Here is a 23,932-nt window from a genome sequence, read left to right as displayed (position 1 = left end):
GAGACAGATTATGAAAACACTATTATCCAATCCGGCAAGCTGGCGCTATGTGTGGCCCATTGTCGGTTTATTGTTACTGCTTTCCATCAACCTGATTATTTCGCCGGAATTTTTTCATCTGGAAATCAAAGATGGCCGCGTATACGGCAGTTTGATTGATGTGATGCTGCGTGCGGCACCGGTGGCCTTGTTGGCGATTGGTATGACGCTGGTGATAGCAACCGGTGGGGTGGATTTGTCGGTGGGCTCCATTATGGCCATTGCCGGCGCCGTTGCCGCCGGTTTAATTGCTGCCGGTGTTGAAAGTTTGCCGTTGATTATTGGTGGTGGTTTATTGGCCGGTTTGATCGGCGGTATGATTAACGGCGCGCTGGTAGGCTACCTCGGTATTCAGCCGATCGTCGCGACGCTTATTCTTATGGTGGCCGGCCGCGGTATTGCACAGCTGATCAACTCCGGACAAATTGTAACCTTTAATCACGACAGCTTTGCCTTTCTCGGCAGCGGTTATTTTCTCGGTTTGCCGTTTCCCATTATTCTGGTCATCATCACTTTTATTGCCGTGCAATTATTGATGCGTCGCACCGCGCTGGGTTTATATATTGAATCGGTGGGTGCCAACGCGTCTGCCAGTCATTACCTGGGTATCAATGCCCGTGCGATTAAATTCAGTGTTTATGCGATTGCCGGTTTATGTGCGGCGCTGGCGGGTATGATTGCCGCCGCTGATATTAAAGGTTCCGATGCCAACAACGCCGGCTTGTGGCTGGAGCTGGATGCAATTCTCGCGGTAGTGATTGGCGGTGCATCGTTGATGGGCGGGCGTTTCTCGCTATTCCTGTCGGTGATTGGCGCGCTAATTATTCAATCGCTGCTGGTGACGATTATCATGAGCGGCATTCCGCCCAAGTACAATTTGCTCATCAAAGCTTCGGCCATCATTATTATTTTGTTACTGCAATCCCCGCGCTTCCAGCAGCAGCTTTCCGGGTTAATGTTCTGGAGAAAGCGTCATGGTTAATCGTAAATTTATTCCGCTCATTGTTACCTGCTGTTTATTCTTTTTATTGTTTGGTATCGGTGCCGCGCAATTTGAAGGTTTTGGTTCTTCTCGGGTTTTTTTCAACCTGCTCAGTGACAATGCCTTTTTGATTATTGCCGCTATCGGTATGACCTTCGTGATTATTTCCGGCGGCATTGACTTGTCGGTGGGCGCGGTAATTGCGTTAACCGGTGTTATCGCCAGCGTGCTGATTACACAATACGGATGGCATCCACTGCTGGTGTTCCCGGTGGTATTGCTCTTGGGCACCTTGTTCGGTGCCACCATGGGAGCACTGATTCATTACTACCGATTGCAGCCGTTCATCGTTACGCTTGCCGGTATGTTTCTGGCGCGCGGTCTGGCGAGTGTTATCAGTGAAGAGTCTTTGCCGATTGATCATGAGTTTTATAACGAGGTTGCCAGTTTCGGTTTTATGTTGCCGGGTGATGCCTGGGTGGGGTCATCAACGTTAATTTGTATCGCGGTATTGATCGCGGCAATTGTGCTGGCTCACTTCACCCGTTTTGGGGTGCGTGTGTACGCTATGGGCGGCGACCCCAACTCGGCCGGTTTGATGGGCATCCCCCAGGCACAAACCACCATTCGTATTTATGCATTGAGTTCGTTTCTCGCTGCACTTGCCGGTATCGTTTATTCCTTTTACACCTTCTCTGGCTATTCCCTGGCGGCAGTGGGTGTTGAGCTGGATGCGATTGCGGCGGTGGTAATTGGCGGAACCTTGCTGACCGGTGGTTACGGTTATGTTGCAGGAACTTTGATCGGCGTGCTGATTATGGGCGTTGTACAAACTTATATTTCATTTGAAGGCACGCTGAGCAGTTGGTGGACAAAAATTGTTATCGGTTTGTTGTTGTTTGCTTTTATCGCCTTGCAGCGAGTGATGTCGAGAACCAGGCATTAATTCCCAGTATTTATCCTGAGCTTACAAAGCGGGAGGGACATCTCCTGTCAGGCAGCTTACAGACTTCGGAGTGGCACAATGCAAGTTTGGCATTAGAGTGTTTGTTCCAAAACTGTCGAGTCAGGGATGACTCGTCAGAGCTACAGGGAGTGTATTTATGCGTTTTTGGAACAAACACTCTAATGCCAAACTGACAGACTGGGGTTGACGTCTCGCCTTGGGAAATAAGACGCTTTATTCTCAACTTGGCCGGAGAGAAATTTCCGGCTTTATGCATATGAGTTTTCTTCAGGCTTGTCTTTGCGGAGCGGGGGAGGGGGCTGTCGGTTCGGGACGGCGCCACAACCAGATAAGCACCAGCGCCATAAAAAGCGTTACGCCTTCTGCCAGCCAGGGAAAGGGTTGTACGATAAAAAGAATGACGGCGCTGATCGTCATTGTGATGGCGGCACACCATTTGGCTTTGCGGCTGACGCTGCGGGTTTCCCGCCAATTGCGTAACATGGGGCCGAACAAACGATGGTTTTCCAGCCAGGCAAGAAAACGCGGCGAGCTGCGCGCGGCAGCCCAACCGGCCATTAAAATAAACACCGTGGTGGGCAGCCCCGGTACAAAAATACCGATGACTCCCAGCATTACACACAAACCCGCGAAGGCCATCAACAAATAGCGAATCAGCGTCTTCATAACTTCTGCGTTGGGCACTCCGTCCAGCTGGTGATCAGCAACAATATTAGCTCCTCTTCTCGGCGGTTGCGTTAAGTATCTGATCCGTCGAGGCTATTTCTGTTGTCAGCCATGCCTGCAGGTGTTCTCGCCAGGCATCCGGCTTGCCGGTAAACCGGCTGCTATCGAGTATCCTCAGCCTGTCATTGATCTGCAATACAAACGTTGGAAAGCCGCGTCCGCCCACTTTGCCGAGCAGGTCGCGACTCGCCTTGATATGCAACTGAACGGCATTGCCGGCCAGCTGCTGATAATGATGCGTAAAGGTGCTGACATCCAGCCCGATTTCGCCAGCGAGTTGCCACAACACCGCCTGATCGGCGACGCGTTGCCCCTCAACATAGTGTGCCTGTTGTACCCGGTGTAACATTTCCACACCACGCTGCGCCAACGTTTCAGCGGCCAATATGGCAATAGTCGGCGGCTCGGAATCCATCACCGCGCTGTTATCCCGCAGCAATCCGTCAAAATAGGCAGTGCCGAATGGTTGGCCGCTCAGCTCGCGAATGCGCTGGTCATGGGGGATCACGTAGTCGCGCCAGGCGGGCGTAATCGCTTTGCGATTCTGCCCGGTTAACATACCACCGGCGTGTAACTGCAAACTGAGCTGCGGTATTGCACTTGCTGCCGTGACCAGCGGTGCGGCGGCATAGCACCAGCCGCACAGCGGGTCAAAAATGTAATGCAGTATTGCCGGCGTAGGGGTTAGTGCCATTGCAATTCCCCTTTAATAACTTTTGCGCTTAGCTCCAGCGACGCTTCTTCCCCGAGTTCAGGGTAATGTTTTTGCATCGCCTTAATCAGTGCTTCGGCGTTTTCGGCCGCTGCCGCTTCTTTATCAAAAAGCTGCAGGTACTGGCGAGTAAAGGCGACCGCTTGCAGGTTGTCCGGTGTTGAGCCGTCTTTGTTCAACAGAAAATGACCGGGAATAACCCGCTGTGGCGCCAGTGATTCAATGGCATCGAGGGTTTTATACCACTGTTGACGTTTGTCTGCCGTGGCGGTATCGGCGACCCACACATGAATATTGGCCATTACCGGAATGCCACCGACAACGGTTTTCAAGGCCGGGATCCAGACAAAGCTGCGTTGTGCTTCAGGGCCGGTGATCTCCAGCACATGGCCATCGATATGCAAGCGGGGTTCTGTCAGCGCCTCTGGCAATACCAATGATTGGGGGGCGTTGTCTTGCAGAATCGGGCCCCAATGTGCCAGTTTTCTATCCCGTTTGGCCTTGATGGCCGCCACGGTTTCGGCGGTTGCCAGAATGCGGGCATCCGGGAAAGCGGCTTGCACTACATCAAGCCCGAAATAGAAATCCGGATCGCTGTGGCTGATGTAAACCGTGGTTAAGGGTTTACCGGTAGCGCGAATTTTTTCTACCAGTGCCCGGGCATCATTGCGTTGGAATTGCGCATCAATTAACAGCACTTCACTGGTGCCAATCACCAGCGTAGAAGACACCGGAAAAATTGCTGCAGCACCGGGGTTGTAAGTGTCGAGTGTTAGCGGCTCGGCCGCCAGCGAGGTCACAGAAACCAGACTGGCGCCCGCTATCAATAAACGGCGAATGAAGGATTTGACCATGTTGCGATAACCTTTGTCAGTGAAAACGCCATGGTATATTGCTTGAATCGGTCGAAAAACCACCTAAAATGCAATGATTTATTGCATGAATCGAGCGAATATGGACCGCATTACCGCTGCTGCTGTTTTCATCCGGATTGTTGAGGGCGGTAGCCTGGCCGCGGCTGCCGGGTCGCTGGGTATGTCGCGGGCGATGGTGACCCGCTACCTCGCCGAGATGGAACAATGGGCCGGTGCCCGTTTGTTACACCGGACTACCCGACGACTCAGTCTCACCCATGCGGGTGAACAAACCCTGACACGGTGTCGCCAATTGCTGGCGGTGGCTGAAGAGGTACCCGAGGTGGTCAGCCCGCACACCGCCCCCGTGCAGGGGCTGGTGCGGCTGGCTTGTGCGCAATCCCTCGCCCAGGAAGTACTTGCGCCCGCAGTGGTGGAGTTTTTACGACAGCACCCTTTGGCCGGGATTGACCTGCACATCGATTCCCGCGCGGTCAATCTGGTGGAGGAGCGTATCGACCTTGCGGTGCGCATCAGCAACAACCTCGACCCCAATCTTATTGCCCGCCAACTGGGCGAGTGCCCCTCGGTGGTTTGTGCCGCACCGGCGTATCTTGCCCGGCGAGGAACACCGCTGCGCCCTGAAGATCTGGCCGAGCACAATTGCCTGACCTATTCCTGGTTTGGTAGCAGTTTATGGACCTTTACCCATGTTGCGGGTGAACCCTTCAGCGTGCCGGTAACAGGAAACCTCAGCGCCAACGAATCACATGTTTTACTGGCTGCAGCGGTGCAAGGTGGCGGTGTAACCCAGCAGCCTTTATATGCGGTGCGGCATTTACTGGCGGCAGGCAAACTGGTGGCCTTACTGGCGGATCACCAGCCACAGCGCATGGGCATACACGCGGTTTTCCAATCCCGGCGGCAAATGAGCCCGGTGTTGCGGGCGCTTATCGACTTTCTCGCGGACTGGTTTGAACAAGCGGCAAGATCGCCGGATCGTTAACGCGGCAGTGTCCAATTGGTCATCAAATTTTCACATCATTCCAAATGATCGGCATCGGGTTTGGTGGAGTCGCCCAACCTGGTAGTTGTTGCCGGAGAAAGGGGATTGATGTGTACCGCAACGTGCGGATAGAGGTTTTCTTGTGGGCGAGAAAGGAAGTGGTATAAAAAAACCTTCGGTGGCATAGCCACCGAAGGTTTTTTTGCAGAGGGATATCAGCTTGTCAGCTGTAATCAGTGCGCTTTGTCCGTCAGTTTCACGGCGCGATAACCACCGCGTTTGCGGTCGTAGAGGTACATCAGCGCAAAGAACAGCGCCACGATCAGGGCAATCGGGGCAATCCATTTGAACGCCGCCCGGCCACCGTAGTTATCGGCCGGTGCAATAATCGCAGCGGCTTCAGCAGACAGGGCAGATTCCTGCGGCACAATACCGGCAGAGATGGAACGCAGAGCGTTACCGGTCAGGCCGCCATCCAGTGTGCCGTTACTGCGGTAGAAGGCCAGTGCCGCTTCGGTGTGATTCAGCACGTTGGTAGCATCCGGTGCCTGATAACCCAGATTGGTGAGCGCTTCTTCACCCGGTAAAGCTGCTGCCTGGCTGATGTAGCCCGGATAGCGGTTCTCAACCTGCTCAAGTACCACAACCACTTGCTGGGTATTCATCGCATCTGGCAAGTTACGGTCGGCAATGCCGCCCATCACGCCCTGAATCGTGCCCGATGCACCCATGCCGGCGCCAATCATCAACACGATGCCCAGCGAGCCGGAGCGCGGGAAACGTTCGCTCATCAAACCCACCATGGTCGGGAAGAAGAAAGCCACACCAAAGGCAAACACGGTAGCGGCAAACATCAATGGCACCAGACCGGATTCAAAAATGGAGAACATCATCAAACCGGCAGCGGTGAGGATGGCCGAGAAGAACAGCATGCCGGTAGGCGCCAGGCGCTCAACCACCGGGCCGGCAAACAGGCGCAGTACCGACATCAAACCGGTGATCCAGACAAACACCAGCATACCGTGCAAACCGGCTGATTCCAGCACTGGAGAAATCCAGCGCATTGGGCCCAGTTCCAATGACAGGGTGATCATCTTCAGGATAATCAGCGCGATCACCAGCGGATGCGTGAAGGTGTAAATGAACATTTCACGGATCGGAATGCCGGCTTCGGCCAGTTCGGTTTTGGGGAATTTTTCCGGCAGCAACATGGCACCGTAAATCAGGATCGGGATATAAATCATACCCACCTGAATGGTCCAGTGGCCGATGGCAATCGGGCCGAGTGTGCCCAGTTGCACCATGCTCCAACCCAGCAAACCACCCAGCACCATACCGCCCGGGAAGAAGGCGTGGAAATGGTTCAGCTTGGTGGTTTTGTTTTCCGGGAAGAGCGCTGCAGTGAGCGGGTTACCGGCCACTTCAATCAGGCCGTTACCAATACCCATGCCGATGGCACCGGCGAGAAGTACCCAGAAACCGATCGGTTCGCCGGCAAAAGGGGCGGCGGCCAAAAATAGCGTAACGCCGATCAGGTGGAAAATGAACGCGCCAACTGCCGCAACTTTAAGACCGAAACGTTCGAGCAACGGGCCGAGGAAAAGCAGCGATAAGGCCATCCCCCAGAGCGCCGCGCCGCCGATATAACCTACGTCGGCGTTGGTTAAAATGAACTCGGCTTTGAGTTGCCCGAGAATATTACTGATGATTACAAAAGCAAATGCTGTAGGCAGCAAAGCCATACAGGCGCCCGCAAATAACTTTTTGCGGTTGATGCCATCAGGGCCAATATTGATAGAGCTGGATGCCATGTTAATACCTCATACTTATTTTTATAACAATTGAAATTGCGGGGGTAACGAAAATCTGGCTGTCTCAGGGAGAGCGGGCATGTACCGGTTGTTTTTTCAGGGTAATGCCGAGATTACTAAAAAGATGTTGCAGGTTTAAAGCGTTCATACGTTGTTGTCCTGTTTATTTTTAATATGAGACAGTCGGGCGATAAAACCGGGCCACCGGACCGAATGTTTCGGTGGCCCTTCTTTTTTAAAAACGGTTAAACGTCAGTGCTTGAGATTCTCACGGCTGACTTTTTCATTTTTGAAGGTCAGCGTAAACAATACCAATACGGCCAGTGCGATACCTGCCGGAATAATCCAGATAGTAAACCAGTTACGAGCACCTTCAACAGTGTAGGCGTCACTAATAACACCGGCGAGGCTGAAACCGATCAACATACCCACACCATAAGTGGCGAGTGTGATCAGCCCCTGAGCAGAACTTTTGATTTTTTCGCCGGCTTTGTAATTGGTATAGATTTGCCCGGTAACGAAAAAGAAGTCATAGCAAATACCGTGCAGCACAATACCGAGAATCAACATCCACGCCTTGTCACCGGCATCGCCGTAAGCAAACAGAACGTAACGTAACACCCAGGCGGCCATACCGGCAATCAACGCTGCTTTGATACCGAAGCGCACAATAAAAATGGGCAGCAACAGCATAAACAATGTCTCGGACACCTGGCCGTAAGACATTTTTGTGGCGGCATTGGCAACGCCAACATCATTCATAAACAGATTGGCATTCTGGTAGTAAAACGCCAGCGGGATACAAATCAGAATCGAGGCAATGAAAAAGATCAGATAGCGGCGGTCTTTTAACAGCGCCAGCGCGTCCAGCCCGAGAATGTCACGCACACTGACTTTGGCTGATCTGTCCACCACCGGCGGGGTGTGCGGCAGAAAGAAACTGAATACGCCGAGCAAAATGGATGCAACGGCGGCCATCTGGAAGGTGTAGGCCAGAGTATTTTTCGATTCCCAGCCGAGGTTACCAATCACCAGACCGGCCACAATCCAGCCGATAGTACCCAGTACGCGAATCTGCGCAAATTGACCGGCCGGGTCGGGCAGGTGACGGAAGGCTACCGAATTAACCAGCGCCAGCGTCGGCATGTACAACAGCATGTAAATAAGAATATAGGGATAGAACGCTTCAAAGCTGGCCGAGGTGGCGGCAAACCACAAGAGCGCACCGCCCAGAATATGCAGTACGCCGAGAATTTTTTGCGCGGCAAAATAACGGTCGGCAATCAAACCAATAATAAACGGCGCAACAATCGCACCGAAAGCCTGGGTGTTATAAGCCATGCCGGTTTGCACACCGGTAGCGCTGAATGCCTGGGCGAGAAAGGTGCCCATGGTGACAAACCAGGCGCCCCAGATAAAAAATTCGAGAAACATCATCGTAGAGAGTTTCAATCGAACATTGAGATTCATAGAGTTTTCCCATTATGTAAAACGTCAGCCGTGGCTGACACCAAAGGGTCAAAGCAGCCAGCGGTAATCTTGCCTGTTGCCGATCGTAAGTCGCCGCGCAGAAATGCGTAGCATTGAAATGTCTGACAGGTTGAAAATTTCACTGCTCATAACAAACCTGTCGCCGGTAACGCTACATTACCAGCGACAGGTTGGCTGATCAGTGGCAAGCCGGTATCAGAGTTTGGTCCAGGCGCTGTCGGCTTTGGACGAATTCAATACCGCCTGAATAAATTTCATACCTTCCACGCCGGTTTCAATACCCGGTACCAATTTGGTCAGTTGGTGGGTTTCGCCTTGCTGACGGGCTACCAGGATGTCGGCAATATCTTTATAGATATTGGCGAAACCTTCGAGGTAACCTTCCGGGTGTCCGCCCGGTGTACGTACACCGGAAGCCGCAGCACCCAGCCAGTCAGCGCGACGGGTAAAGCGCTGACGGGGCTGATTCAACTCACCGAACCACAATTCGTTGGGGGTTTCCTGCGCCCATTCGATGCTGGCCTTTTCGCCGAACACGCGAATGCGCAAACCATTCTCACAACCCGGTGCTACCTGGCTGCTCCACAACATACCTTTGGCACCGCCTTCAAAACGCAGTAATACGTGCACGTTGTCATCGACCGGGCGACCTTCCACAAAACTGGCGAGGTCAGCGCTGACCGCATCCAGCGGCAGTTGGGTGATAAAGCGGGCCAGTTGATAAGCATGGGTGCCAATGTCACCGAGACAACCGGCAAGGCCGGAGCGCGCCGGGTCGGTACGCCAGGAGGCTTGCTTGTTATCCGCATCAGCGGCTTCGGTCAGCCACTCCTGGGGGTATTCCACCTGAACCACGCGGATCTTGCCCAGTTTGCCTTGCTCAACCAGTTCACGGGCAAAACGCACCAGCGGGTAGCCGCTGTAGTTATGGGTCAGACCAAAGAAAGAACCGCTGGATTTCACCAGCTGCTCCAGCTCCAGTGCTTCTTCCAGGGTGCGGGTAACCGGCTTGTCACAAATGACGTTGAGACCGGCTTCCAGCGCGGCTTTGGCCACCGGGAAATGCATATGGTTGGGGGTAACAATCACAATGGCCTGAATGCCATCGGGACGCTGTTTTTCAGCGGCGATCATTTCTTCAAACGAACCGTAGGCGCGGTCTTCGGCGATATGCAGGTCAGCGGCCGAGGCCTTGGCCAGTTCCGGCTTGGAAGACAGGGCGCCAGCAACCAGCTGGTAGCGATCATCCAGACGTGCGGCGATGCGGTGCACGGCGCCGATAAACGCACCGCGTCCACCGCCCACCATGCCGTAACGAATTCTTTCTGCAGTCATATCCATTCCTTAACGGTAATTATTTCAGGCCGAGAATACGGCGGTTGGCAGCGTCGTCGGTGCCACCGGAGGCAAAGTCATCGAAGGCTTTCTCGGTAACACGGATGATGTGCTCTTTAACGAATTTGGCACCTTCAGCAGCACCGGCTTCCGGGTGTTTCAGGCAGCATTCCCACTCGATAACCGCCCAGCCGTCAAAATCGTAGGCGGTGAGTTTGGAGAAGATTTGTTTGAAATCGACCTGACCATCACCCAGCGAGCGGAAGCGACCGGCGCGATCAACCCAGTTTTCAAAACCGCCATACACGCCCTGAGTCGGGGAGGAATTGAACTCGGCGTCTTTAACGTGGAACATCTTGATGCGATCGCGGTAACGGTCAATAAAGCCGAGGTAGTCGAGTTGTTGCAGCACAAAGTGGCTGGGGTCAAACAGGATGTTACAGCGCGGGTGGTTGTTCACCTCTTTCAGGAAGCGCTCAAAGGTAGCGCCATCGTGCAGGTCTTCACCCGGGTGAATTTCGTAGCACAGGTCAACGCCAACGGCGTCAAAGGCATCGAGAATGGGCAACCAGCGGCTGGCCAATTCGCGGAAACCGGCTTCTACCAGACCAGCCGGGCGCTGTGGCCAGGGGTAAAGGAAAGGCCACAACAGCGAGCCGGAAAAGGTCGCGTGCGCTTTCAGTCCGAGGTTTTTACTGGCCTTGGCGGCCAGCAACAATTGGTTTACTGCCCACTTCTGCCGGGCTTCGGGGTTTTTATGCACAGAGGCGGGTGCAAAGCCGTCGAACATCTCGTCGTAAGCCGGGTGTACGGCTACCAGCTGACCTTGCAGGTGGGTAGACAGTTCGGTAACCACCAGGCCGTGTTTGGCCAGGGTGTCGGTAATTTGTTGGCAATACTCTGCACTGTTGGCCGCCTGCTCAAGATCAAATACGCGGCTGTCCCAGGTTGGGATTTGCACGCCTTTGAAGCCGAGACCGGCAGCCCATCCAGCGATGGAATCGAGAGAATTAAAGGGTGCTTCGTCACTGCAAAATTGCGCCAGAAACAGCGCAGGGCCTTTCAGGGTCTTCATCGTTATTCTCCGATTTGGATCAATGTTATTGTTTGCCGAGTGGTGTTTTTATCTGTGAAATTGCACGGTCGCCAGTGCATAGTGCCGGCAATCTTAACGCAGAATTTTAACGGGCGACGATCTTATTGTTATCGATTACAGACTTTTGCATCGGTTTTACACAAGTTAACAGTAAGCTTGCGCAAAGAAAATCAAAGGCCTGAATGGTGGCCGGGAATGCTCAAAAAACAACCGCGGCAATTATTGCGACAGCATTAATAGCGGCAGATACAAAAAAGCCGGCAGTTGCGCTGCCGGCCTGACTCAATCAACGGCGCAAGGGCACCGGCACTTCTTTCAAACCCGGCTCTTTTTCAAAGCGGGTGAAAGATTGTTCGTGCACATTGATGATGCGAGTAATGGCTCTATCAAGCCCCGGGTCTTCGCAGCCCTCCAGCGAGGCCCACAACTTTTCAAAGCTGGCCACCGCGTTGTTCTTGAGATCAGAAGTCATGATAGTGCGCATCGCATTCAGATAATTGTCAATCCCCAGCTTCCGTTGCAGCTGCTGCTCAATAACCGGACGCGTCGCGTGCTTGGGAATGGCTACATCCGGACACTTCTTTTTCATCTCGTCGAAAATGTAGATATTGGTCAGCATGGTGCGGAAGTCAGTGCCCATGGTTTCCAGGCTGGCAAAAGCCGGGGCAGTAAATAACAGGGTAACGCTGAGCAGAAGGGGTCTTAACATAATCGGTATCGTTTTGACTGACGTTAATAAAAGTCGCCCTTTCAACCCGATAAAGGCGGAAAGTGACAGGCAAGGCGGCAATGTGCCATAACCGGCCGCAGCCGCCAAGGGGCAGCCGGGCTGCCCGTCACATTTTTAGTCATCCAGGCAGTATGCGCCCGGCATTTGGCAATTATCAGCGGTTGATAAAAAGGCTTAGCCATTCCATAAGTCGCGCGTCCTTGCTGTAGAGCCAGTAACCGAGTGCGGCAAGATTAACGATGACGGTTATATAAAAGACAGCGCTGAAGGATGTCTTCGCCGATTTATGGCGCAGCGCCTGCCGTGCATAAAGTGCTCCGGGCCAACCACCCGAGATAGCGAGCAGATGCAAACGGTTTTCCGGTGTGCGGCGGCGGCCTTGTCGGGCGGCGCTTTTATCCAGCGCATAATCACCGTAAGTCAGCGCGCTCATACCCGCGTACCAATAGAGAACCAGCCAGGGAATGTAGCCAGCCAGCGCCAATGCACCCAGCAACGTGATGAAAGCAAGCGCAGCCAATAAGGCTCTGCCGGATTTATTGGCAGGTAACCATTGACCGGATAATTGAATCTGTTGTGCCTGTGGTCGGCCTTGCTGATCTTTTCCGGCAATAAAACTGACTTTATCGCCCGCAACAGGTCGGCGGCTGTGTTTGGGGAACTGACTGATATGCGCAAAAAATTTCCCCTGCGCGTGTTCAATAAAACCAAAACCTTTGTCATCGTTCCATGAGGTCAATATTCCGTGAATCCGCATAGGTTATTTCCTGAGCTCAATTGTCAATAAAGTGAAAATATTAAAGAGGGTAGGTCAGCAGCGCAAAGTGCCCGAGGTTGACAGAAAAATGCAGCGCAACAGGCATTAAAATATTTTTGCTGAGACTATAACTTAATGCGTAACAAAACCCGGCCAGCGCATACACCTGGATTGCAGCACCGGATAGCCCGGTATGAATTGCTACAAAAATGAAGGTGAGTAACAGCACCGCCAGAGCTTCACCCAGCCAGGGCTTGCCGGTCCATTGTGCCACCACTCTTAGTAAAGGCTGTTGTAACAATAGGCGTAAAAAAACCTCTTCGGCAACGCAAGTCAGAAACAAATTGGCAAAGGCAAAAATGACAATGTGTTGCAGCAGTTTGGGTTGCCATTGCAAATCCAATAGCGCCACACCCGCGGCGAGAATGGCGGGCGGCGCAACAATGAATAACAACCAATAATAGCGGGCGGGTGTGCGGTTATCAGACGGGTAGGTTTTTGGCCAAAGCAACAGCAGCAAAATAAAACCGGCCAACCCTTTGGCAATATTGGCGTGTAGCGAAAATACCATATCGCCCGCCGTATCACGAAGTTGCAACAATAGCGGATAGGAAAAACCGGCGGGCCGCCAGGTGGCAACCCAAAACGTTAGCGGCACCAGCAAAAGCCACAGTATTGTTTTTTGCCAGGGCGCTATCAACGGCTTGCGATATAACAGCGTGAGGCCGGTTAATGCTGTCAGCGCGGCAGTGATGCCCGGCGGTAAGGCAAAAATTATTGCGCAGAGGGCGATCGCCAGCAGTATCAGGGGGGCGACAGCCAGGCTTGGCAGCGTATACGAACTGGTCACTGAACCTTCCCTTCTGTCACCGTCGATTTGATCCTATAAAAAATGGGCCAGCTGCAACGCAGCGGCCCATTTGTTTTTAGCAAAGGTTTGTAGCAAAGCAATCCATTACTCGTTAAAGAATTTTTTCATCCCTTCAAACCAGTTGGATTGCTTGGGGGAATATTTTCCGCCCTTGGTAGACGTTTGGAATTCGCGCAGCAATTCTTTCTGTTTGTTGGAAAGATTAACCGGGGTTTCCACCACCACGCGCACCAGCAGATCGCCAGCGCCGCCGCCGCGTACCGGTGCAACACCTTTACCGCGCAGCTTGAACAATTTTCCGGTTTGCGTTTCCGAGGGTACTTTCAGTTTGACGCGGCCATCCAGCGTCGGCACTTCCAGTTCGCCACCGAGTGCAGCATCGACAAAATCAATGGGCACTTCGCAATATAAATTGGCGCCATCACGCTCGAAGAAGTCGTGTTTGCGCACGCTGACCTGCACATACAGATCGCCCGAAGGTCCGCCATCCAGACCGCCTTCACCTTCGCCGCTAAGACGAATGCGATCACCGGTATCAACGCCAGCCGGTACTTTAACCGACAGGGTTTTGGTTTCTTCTACGCGACCCTGGCCATGACAGGATTTGCACGGGTCAGAAATAATGGTGCCACGACCGCGACAGGTCGGGCAGGTTTGCTGCACCGAGAAAAAGCCCTGTTGCATACGCACCTGGCCATGCCCGCCACACGTGGTACAGGTGACCGGCTTGCTGCCTGCTTTGGCGCCGGAGCCGTCGCACACTTTACAGGAGACCAGTGTGGGTACTTTGATTTGCACGGTGCTGCCTTTAACCGCATCTTCAAGGCTCATTTCCAGGGTGTAACGCAGATCGGCACCGCGACTTGGGCCGCCGCGACCCCGGCCGCCACCGCCGCCACCGCCAAAAATATCACCGAACACATCGCCGAAAATATCGCTGAAGTTGCCGAAGCCGGCACCGCCGCCCATGCCCGCTTGCTGATCGACACCGGCGTGGCCGTATTGATCGTAAGCTGCACGTTTTTGTTCGTCAGACAGAATTTCGTAGGCTTCGTTAGCCTCTTTGAATTTTTCTTCGGCAGATTTGTCATCCGGGTTGCGGTCCGGGTGAAACTTCATCGCAACACGCCGGTAGGCCTTTTTCAGGTCGGCGGCCGAGACGTCTTTGGAGACGCCGAGAATTTCGTAGTAGTCACGCTTTGCCATACTGTCTTCGCTTTCTGTCGGGTTTGCGTCGCCTGGTCGGCGCCGCGTTTATCCTGCACCGCACAGGATCAGAACGGGTTGGGTTTTAACACAACAAATGCGGGACCAGCCCGCATTTGAGTGGAGCCACCTGAAAGACATAATCCCGTGGAGCCAACGCTCTTACCGGATTGTGTTCATCGTGCAGCTCAAGGTAGAACGCCGGTTGATCGCCAGCGGTTCGCCCTTATTTTTTGTCGTCTTTCACTTCTTCAAACTCGGCATCAACCACGCCGTCATCGGCAGGCTTGCTGTCAGCACCGGCGTTGCCGCCTGCATTTCCAGCTGCGCCAGCTTGTTGCTGCTCGGCGTAGAGTTTTTGCGCCAGTGAGCTGGAAGCTTCGGTCAGCTTGGTAGTGGCTGCTTCGATTTTTTCCAGATCCTCGCCTTTCACCACGTCTTCAGCTTCTTTAATCGCTGCGTCGATGGCGGCTTTTTCGGCGTCAGTCGCTTTATCACCCGCTTCTTTCACGGTTTTTTGCGTGGCGTGAATCAGCCCTTCCAGGGTGTTGCGTGCGGCAACGGTTTCAGCAAACTTGCGGTCTGCTTCGGCGTTGGCTTCCGCATCTTTTACCATTTTTTCAATTTCATCGTCAGACAGACCGGAGGAGGCCTTGATCACGATGGACTGCTCTTTACCGGTGGCTTTGTCTTTCGCGCTTACGTTAAGAATACCGTTGGCGTCGATGTCGAAAGTCACTTCAATTTGTGGCATACCGCGTTGTGACGGCGGAATATCAGCCAGGTCAAAACGACCCAGTGATTTGTTCTGTGCCGCTTGCTTGCGCTCGCCCTGTACCACGTGAATGGTTACTGCAGTCTGGTTGTCTTCAGCGGTTGAGAACACTTGCGATTTTTTGGTTGGAATCGTGGTGTTTTTCTCAATCAGCGGCGTCGCCACGCCACCCATGGTTTCGATACCCAGGGTCAGCGGGGTTACGTCCAGCAAAAGTACGTCTTTCACGTCACCGGCCAGTACCGCGCCCTGAATTGCTGCACCAATGGCTACGGCTTCGTCCGGGTTAACGTCTTTACGTGGCTCTTTACCGAAGAAATCGGCAACCGCTTTTTGTACCAGCGGCATACGGGTTTGACCGCCTACCAGAATCACGTCATCGATTTCGCTCAGTGATTTGCCGGAATCTTTCAGTGCTTGTCTGAGCGGCTCCAGTGAACGGGTAACCAGTTCTTCAACCAGTGACTCGAGCTTGGCGCGGGTCAGTTTTACCACAAGGTGCTTTGGACCGGTCGCATCAGCCGTGATGTACGGCAGATTCACTTCGGTTTGCTGGCTGGAAGACAATTCAATCTTGGCTTTTTCAGCGGCTTCTTTCAGGCGCTGCAGGGCCAGCGGATCGTTGTGCAGGTCAATGCCGTTGTCTTTCTTGAAGGTCTCTGCCAGGAATTCGATCAGACGCATGTCAAAGTCTTCACCACCGAGGAAGGTGTCACCGTTGGTAGACAGTACTTCAAACTGGTGCTCGCCATCGACGTCCGCAATTTCGATGATGGAGATATCGAAAGTACCGCCACCCAGGTCGTATACCGCGATGGTGTGGTCGCCCTTGCCTTTGTCGAGGCCGTAGGCCAGCGCAGCAGCAGTGGGTTCGTTGATGATACGTTTTACTTCAAGACCGGCAATGCGGCCGGCGTCTTTGGTGGCCTGACGCTGGGAGTCATTGAAGTAGGCCGGAACGGTAATCACCGCTTCGGTAACCGGCTCGCCCAGGTAATCCTCGGCGGTTTTCTTCATTTTTTTCAGCACTTCGGCAGAAATTTGCGGCGGTGCTTTTTTATCGCCTTTCACTTCAACCCATGCATCGCCGTTATCGGCGGCAACGATTTTGTAAGGCACCATGGAGATGTCTTTTTGTACCACATCGTCTTTGAACTTACGGCCGATCAGACGCTTGACCGCATACAGAGTGTTGTGCGGGTTGGTGACTGACTGACGCTTGGCGCTCTGGCCAACCAGAATCTCGTCATCGTTGGTGAAGGCGATAATAGACGGGGTAGTGCGATCACCCTCGGCATTTTCAATCACACGTGGCTTGCCGCCTTCCAGCACCGATACGCAAGAGTTGGTGGTGCCGAGGTCGATACCGATAATTTTACCCATTTGATGTCTCCAGATGTTCTGTACTCGCCCTCGGCGAGTCTTGATCAATAATGTTTGCTGTTCAGCGGCAAGTGGCCGGTTACGACAGTTGATAGCTATATTGGCGCAATGTCGGCGATTTCAAGGGCATCTGCCGAAAATTTGCCTGGCTCAGGCGCCTTTGGCGACCACCACCATGGCCGGACGCACCAGACGGCCGTGCAGGGTGTAACCTTTTTGGAAAACATTGATAACGGTATTGGGTGCTACGTCCGGGCTTGGCACCGCAGAAACCGCTTCGTGGAACTGCGGATCAAAGGCTTCACCTTGCGGATTCACTACCAATACCTGATGGCGCGCCAGCGCGTCAGTGAAGGATTTCAGGGTGAGCTGGATACCTTCGGCGGTGGCGGTCAGCGCTTCATTGTCGGTGTCGATGGAGCCCAGTGCACGCTCCAGGTTGTCGACGATCGGCAACAGATCATTAATGATCTTTTCCAGGCTGTATTTGTGGGCTTTTTCTACGTCCTGCTCGGCACGGCGACGGGCATTTTGCGCCTCGGCCTGGGAGCGCAGGGCTTGTTCTTTAGCGGAAACCAGCTCACCGGCCAGTGCAGCCAGCTGGGCTTGTAGTGCCTCGATAGAGATTTCAACATCGGAACTGTTGTTCGCGGTTGCTGCGTTTTCTGCCGCTTCCTGTGCGGAAGCTTCCTGAAATTCTTCGTTTGCCACGTTGGCCTCCATTGAATCGGTCATAAAGGGTCAGTTAATAAGTTGGCGGAATACCGCTCCGGTCTGACAGACACCTTGCGGGTTGCGCAGGCGCCGGAGCCATACCCCATCTGAAAACAGAATGTGCCGGTTATATGGGGATGGTTTATGGTGATTCAAGGCAGCGGCAGTTTTTTCTCTTTCCGTGTGTCAGGCCACTTTGCTGATGAAAATGAATACTGTATAAATACACAGAAATTTTGCCACCGAGGCCGCTATGCTGACGCATCTGACGATCCAAAACTTCACGCTGGTAGAGCATCTTGATCTGGACTTGCAGACCGGGATGACGGTCATTACCGGCGAGACAGGTGCGGGTAAATCCATCGTGCTCGATGCGCTTGCCCAAACCCTGGGTGATCGCGCCGACCCCGACCGGATTCGCGCCGGTAGCGAGCGTGCCGATATCACTGCCAGCTTTGATGTCACCGCCCAGCCAACGGCCAGACAGTGGCTGGCCGAGCATGACTTGCAAGCCGAAGATCCCGACGAGTGCTTGCTGCGCCGGGTGCTGGGTCGCGATGGCAAATCGCGCGGTTACATCAATGGCCGCCCCGCCACCTTGCAACAACTGCGCGCCCTCGGTGACATGCTGATCGATATCCACAGCCAGCATGAGCATCAATCCTTGCTACAGCGGGACACTCACCGCCGTTTGCTGGACGAATTTGGCGGCCATGAACCCCTGGCGCGCCAGGTACGCCAGGCCTGGCGGGCGTGGCATCAGTTGCAGGAGCGGCTCGACAGCTTGCGCCAGCGCACCGCCGAGAGCGATGCGCAGTTTCAGTTACTCAGTTATCAGGTCAATGAACTGGAGCAGCTGGATATTCAGGCCGGTGAGGTAGAGCGCCTTGAAAGCGAACAGCGCAGCCTCGCCAATGCCGATGATATTTTGCGCAACAGCCATCAGTTGCAGGCCTTGTGTAACGATGAGGAGCAGGGGCTGTTAACGGCACTGCACCGCGCTCTGCAGCTCTTTCGCGATATGCCGGAAAAAAGCCACGCGTTGCAGGAAGCCGAGCAATTGCTGACCAGCGCGCGTATCCAGGTAGAAGAAGCCCAACACGAAATTGATCATCATCTGGATCATTTCAATGCCGATCCGGAGCGTTTGTTTGAGGTGGAACAACGCTTGTCGGCACTCTATGACATGGCCCGCAAACACCGTATTGATGCCAATGAATTACCGGCGCTGGCGGAGCGCCTGGCGGCGGAACTGAGCGAGTTGCAGCAGGGCGAGGGCAATATTGCTCTGATGGAAGAGCAGTGCGATGCCGCTTTGCAGGTCTGTCGCCAGCAAGCCACCGAGCTGTCGGCCAAGCGGCAGAAAACAGCCCTCAAGCTGGCGAAAGCGGTGAATGCCCAGCTCAAGCAGCTGGCCATGGAAAACGCTGCCTTTACCGTCAGTCTCAGTGAACAAAAAGACAAAATCACTGCCCATGGTTTTGAAGATATCGAATTCCTGATCAGCACCAACCCCGGCCAACCGCCCCGGTCGCTGGGTAAGGTTGCCTCCGGCGGCGAATTGTCCCGTATCAGCCTCGCCATTCAGGTCATCACCGCACAAACCTCGGCGACGCCGACACTGGTGTTTGATGAGGTCGATGTGGGTATCGGCGGTGCCACCGGCGATGTGGTGGGTAATTTGTTGCGGCAGCTGGGCGAAAAGGGTCAGGTTATTTGTGTAACCCACCTGGCGCAGGTTGCCAGCAAAGGCCATCATCATTTGCAGGTCGTCAAAACCGCCAATAAACAGCGTGCGCAATCCACACTCACTCCTTTAACCTCGCAAGCGCGCATCGAAGAAATCGCCCGAATGCTTGGCGGTTTAAATATCACCGAACAGTCACTGGCGCATGCGCGTGAAATACTGGCTCCGACAATGAACCCTTGATCTCTTCTCAAATGATGCCTAGCCGGACGCTCCTGATTCGTTGGCAGCGCAGCTGTCCGTAGGGTGAGCCACAGCAACGTGGTGAGTGACTCGACGGTTTTGCAACAAACATCCGGCGCCAGGCTCGTATTGTGCCGGCAGAGGGTTTGTCAGCCGTGTTTTTTCATTTCCGCGAGGTGGAATGCACTGACATCACTTGTCAGGGTTGACTGCTATGCTTGCCGCACTTTGTCTTTCAGGCGATCAGCACCCTTGCTGATCGCATTTCTTTGAAATTACTGTTAACAGGAGAATCATCAATGCAACCGGTCTTGACGTTGCAAGGGGTTTCCAAAACCTGGCCATCCGGCCTCAAAGCCCTCAATCATATTGATCTCGACATTCGCCGTGGGGAAATTTTTGCGTTGCTGGGGCCGAACGGTGCTGGCAAGACCACGCTGATCAGCATCATCTGTGGCATGGTCAACGCTTCGTCCGGGCAGGTGCTGGTGAATGGGCTGGATCATGTGCGGGATTTTCGCGAAGCCCGTAAATTGATCGGTCTGGTGCCGCAGGAGCTGTCACTTAATATTTTTGAAAAAGTGATTGATACCGTGCGTTTCAGTCGCGGGTTATTTGGCAAAGCTCCCGATGAGGCGCGGGTAGAATCCATTCTTAAATCCCTCTCGCTATGGGAAAAGCGCGATCAGAAAATTATGGCGCTTTCTGGCGGCATGAAGCGCCGGGTATTGATCGCCAAAGCGCTGGCGCACGATCCGGAAATTTTATTTCTTGATGAGCCTACCGCCGGTGTGGATGTGGAGTTGCGTCGCGATATGTGGGAGCAAATTCGTCTGCTCCGCGAGCAGGGTGTGACCATTATTCTGACCACCCATTACATCGAAGAAGCTGAAGATATGGCTGATCGGGTTGGTGTGATCAATAAAGGCGAGATTATGCTGGTGGAAGAAAAAAGCCGCCTGATGCAGAAACTGGGTAAAAAACAATTAACCCTGAATCTTGCCCTGCCCATCGCGACCTTACCCGCTTCGCTTGCCGGGGAATCTCTGGAGTTATTGGATGGCGGTTCACGCTTGCTGCTGAGTGTGGGTACCGCTGAGCCTTCCGATACCGTTGCCCGCGTATTGAAAGCCTTGCACGAGGCCGGCATTACCATTGTGGATATCGACAGCCGTCAGAGTTCGCTGGAAGAAATTTTTGTCGAGTTACTGGAGCAACAATCATGAATTTTTATGCTATTCGCGCAATTTACGCCGCAGAAATCGGCCGCACATTGCGCACTCTGTTGCAAAGCATTGCTTCCCCGGTTATCTCTACATCACTGTATTTTGTCGTGTTCGGCGCGGCGATTGGCTCGCGCATGGCCGACATCGACGGTGTTCATTATGCGGCGTTTATTGTGCCGGGCTTAATCATGATGGCGTTGATGACCGAGAGTATTTCCAACGCGTCTTTCGGCATTTATATGCCGAAATTCTCCGGTACGATTTATGAGTTATTTTCAGCACCGGTATCACCAATGGAAATTGTCATTGGGTATGTGGGCGCTGCGGCAACCAAGTCGGTGGTGCTGGGGTTGATTATTCTCGCTACCGCCAGGCTGTTTGTAGATTTCTCGATTGAACATCCGTTATTGATGTTGCTGTTCCTGGTGTTAACCGCGCTGACCTTCAGTTTGTTCGGATTTATTATCGGCATCTGGGCCGATGGTTTTGAAAAATTGCAAATCGTCCCGCTGATGATCGTAACGCCGCTGGCATTTTTGGGAGGCAGTTTTTATTCCATCACCATGTTGCCGGAAATCTGGCAAAAAATTGCCTTGTTCAATCCGGTGGTTTATTTGATCAGTGGTTTTCGCTGGAGCTTTTACGGCGCGGCGGATGTCACCATTTATACCAGCCTGATGATGATCGCCGTCTTTATGGTGGTGTGCCTGGCGATCATCAGTTTTATTTTTAAAACCGGTTACAAAATCAAACCTTGAGGTGGGCTGTTGCACAATGGGTTTTATCTATTCGGGGTCCTGCTGCTAACATACGCAGTCATTAACTGTGGTGTGTTAGCGAATGATAGCGGGATTTGATTACGGTACGTCCAATTGTGCCATTACGGCAGTTACTGCCGATGGCGTGACAGTGGTGCCATTGTATGCAGAGCAAACTTTGGTGCCTTCCACCTTGTATGCCTATCAGCGCAGTCTGATCATGGCGGCGCTGGCGCAACAGCTGCCCGATGATGCAGGCAAGGCGGATTTCTTGCGTACTCGCAGCACCTTGCTCGCCAAAGCCCGCGAGGATATGCGCGAATACGACCTCGACCACGCGGCTCAGGGCTTGTTCTTTGGCGAAGACGCCATTGCCCAATACACTGCGGCACCGGACGAGGGGTATTTTATTAAATCGCCCAAATCCTTCCTCGGTGCCAGCGGCTTGCGGCAAAACTCCATTGATTTTTTTGAAGACGTTGTGGCGGCGATGATGCTCAACGTCAGGCAACGTGCCGAGCAGTTTCTCGGGCAGTCTATCCGCCAGGTCATGATTGGCCGACCGGTTAATTTTCAGGGTATTGATACCGAAACCAGCAACCGCCAGGCGCAAGCTATTCTTGATGCCGCCGGCAAGCGCTGTGGCTTTACTGATATCGGTTTTTTATATGAGCCGCTGGCGGCGGGGTTTGATTTTGAAACCCGTTTGACGGAAGAGCGCCGCGTGCTGGTGGTTGACGTTGGCGGTGGTACCACCGACTGCTCGATGGTGCTCATGGGGCCAAAGCGCCTGCCCAATCGCGACCGGAGCGGCGATTTTCTCGGTCACAGCGGTGAACGTATTGGTGGTAACGATTTTGATATTGCGCTGGCAAGCCGTTTGTTGATGCCGTCGTTTGGTATGTCCTCGTTTTTGAAATCCGGCTTGCCGATGCCGGTCAGTCCTTTCGTAAATGCCATGGCCATCAATGATCTGGGTGCGCAAGCGGATTTCTACGATCAAAAAACAGCGCTGCTGCTGGATCGCCTGCTGCTCGATACGACCGAGCCGGCGCTGTTAAACCGCTTTGTGGGCATGCGGCATCACCGGCAAAATTTTGCGGTGGTGCGTGAGGCGGAGCAAGGGAAAATCGGCTTGTCGTCGCAACCGCTGTATCAGGCGGATCTTGGTTTTATTGAGCCGGATCTGACCATTGCCTGTGAGAGTGAAGTCTATGCCCGGGTTACCGAGCCTTTGTGTGTAAAAATTGCCGCGCTGGTGGAGGATGCCATTGATCAGGCCGGCAGTTTGCCTGACTGCGTCTATTTGACCGGGGGCAGCGCTCGTTCTCCGCTGATTCGGGCCGCCATTCAACAACGTGTCGGTGATTCACTCCCCTTGATTGACGGCGATTACTTCGGTAGCGTAGCGAAAGGCTTGGGTATTTATGCGGATCGTTACTTCACCAGTTAATAGCGTCGGCAAAAGGTCAATGTCTCACACGCTTGTGAGACATATCCTACACGTGTTTCCGCCAACAGCCACTAGAGGCTGACGCACTTATCCACAATAATGGCGCCTGTTACGGACGCATCACAAGGATATGTGAAGCAAGGAAATGGATTAAGCTGATACCGACTCATGGTTGAGTTACCATCCTGTAAAGCGAGCCCTGCTGCACCCCCCTGCAGCGGGGCTTTTACGTTTTGGCTCCGCTCTCTGACCTCTCCCGCCTGTTTATTTATCCAATTGCCGTGTTATCGAATGATCGATGACGGGTTTTTGTTATGACCTTGTCCTTCTTTTCTGCATAAAAAGTTTCCCGGTCTATGGTAAAGCTGACATATTGGCGTCATAGTTAAGTCGTATAAAAATCATACCGCTTGTACGTAATCCGAACATCCTGTTTAACGAACGTTTTTCCTGCACATCCTGGCTGTTAACCGGTAAATGCCTTAACGAGGGCTGTTGATGGAAGCAAGAATTCTGCGTTTGAACGCTGCGGGCCATCCGCTGGAATGGCTGCACTGGCAAACGGCTGTTTGTCTGTTTTCCCGCGATCTGGTGTTATGGAGTCTGGGTGGTCAGGTGCGCGAAGTCTACGGCGGCTATTCCAGAATGACCGGCAAACAAAGCATGACCGGGCTGCCGGCCATTATCGCCTGCGGCGGCTCGCGCCTCGGGCCGCTGCGAAAAATCCAACCGCTAACCAACCGCACATTATTTGCCCGCGACAGTTACCAATGTTTGTACTGCGGTAAATACCTTTCTTTCGGCCTGCTCTCCCGCGACCATGTTCATCCGCTGAGTCGGGGTGGGCGTGACTGCTGGGCCAATGTGGTGACGGCTTGTCGCCGCTGCAACCAATACAAAGGCGATCGCCTGCTCAGTGAGTTGGATATGGAGCTGCTGGCGCTGCCTTTCTCGCCTAATGCGGCGGAGTACCTGGCGCTGTTAAACAGCGACCGCATCCGCGAAGATCAGATGGAGTATTTACGCCCCCAGTTCAGCCGGCAGCGCGCCTGGAGCCTGGCACGGGCGGGATAATACCTCGGGGGTATTTTCTTCTGTCAGCGGTATGGC

Annotated in this window: 21 protein-coding genes; 8 read left to right on the top strand and 13 right to left on the bottom strand. The window is 53.5% G+C overall.

The features are described from left to right. The first annotated feature begins 10 nt into the window (after window positions 1-10). Entirely contained in the window at window positions 11-1,021 is a 1,011-nt protein-coding gene (locus tag C4F51_RS17620; RefSeq protein WP_193912079.1) for an ABC transporter permease, read from the top strand. Beyond that, window positions 1,014-1,967, top strand: a complete 954-nt coding sequence (gene yjfF, locus C4F51_RS17615) for a galactofuranose ABC transporter, permease protein YjfF (protein WP_193912077.1) — start codon at window positions 1,014-1,016, stop codon at window positions 1,965-1,967. Before C4F51_RS17620 ends, yjfF begins: the two co-directional genes overlap by 8 nt. A 288-nt stretch (window positions 1,968-2,255) precedes the next feature. Here the strand turns inward: yjfF and C4F51_RS17610 are convergent, their stop codons facing one another. The 3 genes from C4F51_RS17610 to C4F51_RS17600 are packed head-to-tail and all read right to left on the bottom strand — an operon-like array spanning window position 2,256 to window position 4,280. Next, window positions 2,256-2,654 (bottom strand): YbaN family protein, encoded by a 399-nt coding sequence (locus tag C4F51_RS17610; RefSeq protein WP_193912075.1) that lies wholly within the window; start codon window positions 2,652-2,654, stop codon window positions 2,256-2,258. Between the two features lie 46 nt (window positions 2,655-2,700). Further along, complete coding sequence (locus C4F51_RS17605; RefSeq protein ID WP_193912073.1) at window positions 2,701-3,408, bottom strand: DsbA family protein; 708 nt, start codon at window positions 3,406-3,408, stop codon at window positions 2,701-2,703. Then, on the bottom strand, window positions 3,399-4,280 hold the full coding sequence (locus C4F51_RS17600) for an MBL fold metallo-hydrolase (RefSeq protein ID WP_193912071.1): 882 nt from the start codon (window positions 4,278-4,280) through the stop codon (window positions 3,399-3,401). The genes C4F51_RS17605 and C4F51_RS17600 overlap by 10 nt, the downstream gene beginning before the upstream one ends. An 85-nt stretch (window positions 4,281-4,365) precedes the next feature. Here C4F51_RS17600 and C4F51_RS17595 point away from each other — a divergent pair, with 85 nt between their 5' ends. Next, window positions 4,366-5,286 carry a LysR family transcriptional regulator gene (locus C4F51_RS17595; RefSeq protein ID WP_328701417.1) on the top strand — a complete coding sequence of 307 codons (921 nt, stop codon included), beginning with the start codon at window positions 4,366-4,368 and terminating at the stop codon, window positions 5,284-5,286. A 233-nt stretch (window positions 5,287-5,519) separates the two neighbouring features. Here C4F51_RS17595 and C4F51_RS17590 read toward each other — a convergent pair whose 3' ends face one another. The 10 genes from C4F51_RS17590 to grpE form a co-directional block, all read right to left on the bottom strand. After that, window positions 5,520-7,097, bottom strand: coding sequence for an MFS transporter (locus C4F51_RS17590; protein WP_193912069.1), 1,578 nt, complete (start codon window positions 7,095-7,097; stop codon window positions 5,520-5,522). A 252-nt stretch (window positions 7,098-7,349) separates the two neighbouring features. After that, entirely contained in the window at window positions 7,350-8,567 is a 1,218-nt protein-coding gene (locus C4F51_RS17585) for a nucleoside permease (RefSeq protein ID WP_193912067.1), read from the bottom strand. A 216-nt stretch (window positions 8,568-8,783) separates the two neighbouring features. After that, a complete protein-coding gene (locus C4F51_RS17580) occupies window positions 8,784-9,923 on the bottom strand; it encodes a Gfo/Idh/MocA family protein (RefSeq protein ID WP_193912065.1) in 1,140 nt (379 codons plus the stop codon). Between the two features lie 19 nt (window positions 9,924-9,942). Beyond that, a complete protein-coding gene (locus C4F51_RS17575) occupies window positions 9,943-10,998 on the bottom strand; it encodes a sugar phosphate isomerase/epimerase family protein (protein ID WP_193912063.1) in 1,056 nt (351 codons plus the stop codon). A gap of 307 nt (window positions 10,999-11,305) precedes the next feature. After that, window positions 11,306-11,728: a hypothetical protein gene (locus C4F51_RS17570; protein ID WP_193912062.1), complete on the bottom strand. Its 423-nt coding sequence runs from the start codon at window positions 11,726-11,728 to the stop codon at window positions 11,306-11,308. Between the two features lie 175 nt (window positions 11,729-11,903). Then, window positions 11,904-12,506 carry a DUF1294 domain-containing protein gene (locus C4F51_RS17565; protein ID WP_193912060.1) on the bottom strand — a complete coding sequence of 201 codons (603 nt, stop codon included), beginning with the start codon at window positions 12,504-12,506 and terminating at the stop codon, window positions 11,904-11,906. A gap of 40 nt (window positions 12,507-12,546) precedes the next feature. Then, window positions 12,547-13,356, bottom strand: a complete 810-nt coding sequence (locus C4F51_RS17560; RefSeq protein WP_328701416.1) for a CPBP family intramembrane glutamic endopeptidase — start codon at window positions 13,354-13,356, stop codon at window positions 12,547-12,549. Between the two features lie 105 nt (window positions 13,357-13,461). After that, window positions 13,462-14,583, bottom strand: a complete 1,122-nt coding sequence (dnaJ, locus tag C4F51_RS17555) for a molecular chaperone DnaJ (protein ID WP_193912058.1) — start codon at window positions 14,581-14,583, stop codon at window positions 13,462-13,464. A 226-nt stretch (window positions 14,584-14,809) separates the two neighbouring features. Beyond that, a complete protein-coding gene (gene dnaK, locus C4F51_RS17550) occupies window positions 14,810-16,741 on the bottom strand; it encodes a molecular chaperone DnaK (RefSeq protein WP_193912056.1) in 1,932 nt (643 codons plus the stop codon). A gap of 150 nt (window positions 16,742-16,891) precedes the next feature. Beyond that, window positions 16,892-17,476, bottom strand: coding sequence for a nucleotide exchange factor GrpE (gene grpE, locus C4F51_RS17545; protein ID WP_235992363.1), 585 nt, complete (start codon window positions 17,474-17,476; stop codon window positions 16,892-16,894). Between the two features lie 232 nt (window positions 17,477-17,708). On the opposite strand from grpE, the gene recN reads away from it, so the two are divergent. The 5 genes from recN (at window position 17,709) to C4F51_RS17520 (ending at window position 23,896) form a co-directional block, all read left to right on the top strand. Then, window positions 17,709-19,385, top strand: coding sequence for a DNA repair protein RecN (gene recN, locus C4F51_RS17540; protein ID WP_193912054.1), 1,677 nt, complete (start codon window positions 17,709-17,711; stop codon window positions 19,383-19,385). A gap of 299 nt (window positions 19,386-19,684) precedes the next feature. Then, on the top strand, window positions 19,685-20,611 hold the full coding sequence (locus C4F51_RS17535; protein ID WP_193912052.1) for an ABC transporter ATP-binding protein: 927 nt from the start codon (window positions 19,685-19,687) through the stop codon (window positions 20,609-20,611). Continuing rightward, on the top strand, window positions 20,608-21,369 hold the full coding sequence (locus tag C4F51_RS17530; protein WP_193912050.1) for an ABC transporter permease: 762 nt from the start codon (window positions 20,608-20,610) through the stop codon (window positions 21,367-21,369). Before C4F51_RS17535 ends, C4F51_RS17530 begins: the two co-directional genes overlap by 4 nt. An 82-nt stretch (window positions 21,370-21,451) precedes the next feature. Continuing rightward, on the top strand, window positions 21,452-22,822 hold the full coding sequence (gene yegD, locus C4F51_RS17525; protein ID WP_193912048.1) for a molecular chaperone: 1,371 nt from the start codon (window positions 21,452-21,454) through the stop codon (window positions 22,820-22,822). Window positions 22,823-23,320: 498 nt separating this feature from the next. Then, window positions 23,321-23,896 (top strand): HNH endonuclease, encoded by a 576-nt coding sequence (locus tag C4F51_RS17520; protein WP_193912046.1) that lies wholly within the window; start codon window positions 23,321-23,323, stop codon window positions 23,894-23,896. Window positions 23,897-23,932: the final 36 nt, after the last annotated feature.

Origin of the sequence: Cellvibrio polysaccharolyticus, assembly GCF_015182315.1 — a bacterium.
GTDB classification, from domain to species: Bacteria; Pseudomonadota; Gammaproteobacteria; order Pseudomonadales; family Cellvibrionaceae; genus Cellvibrio; species Cellvibrio polysaccharolyticus.
Note: the sequence above shows the minus strand (reverse complement) of the source record. Positions and strands in the feature narration are given on the sequence as shown.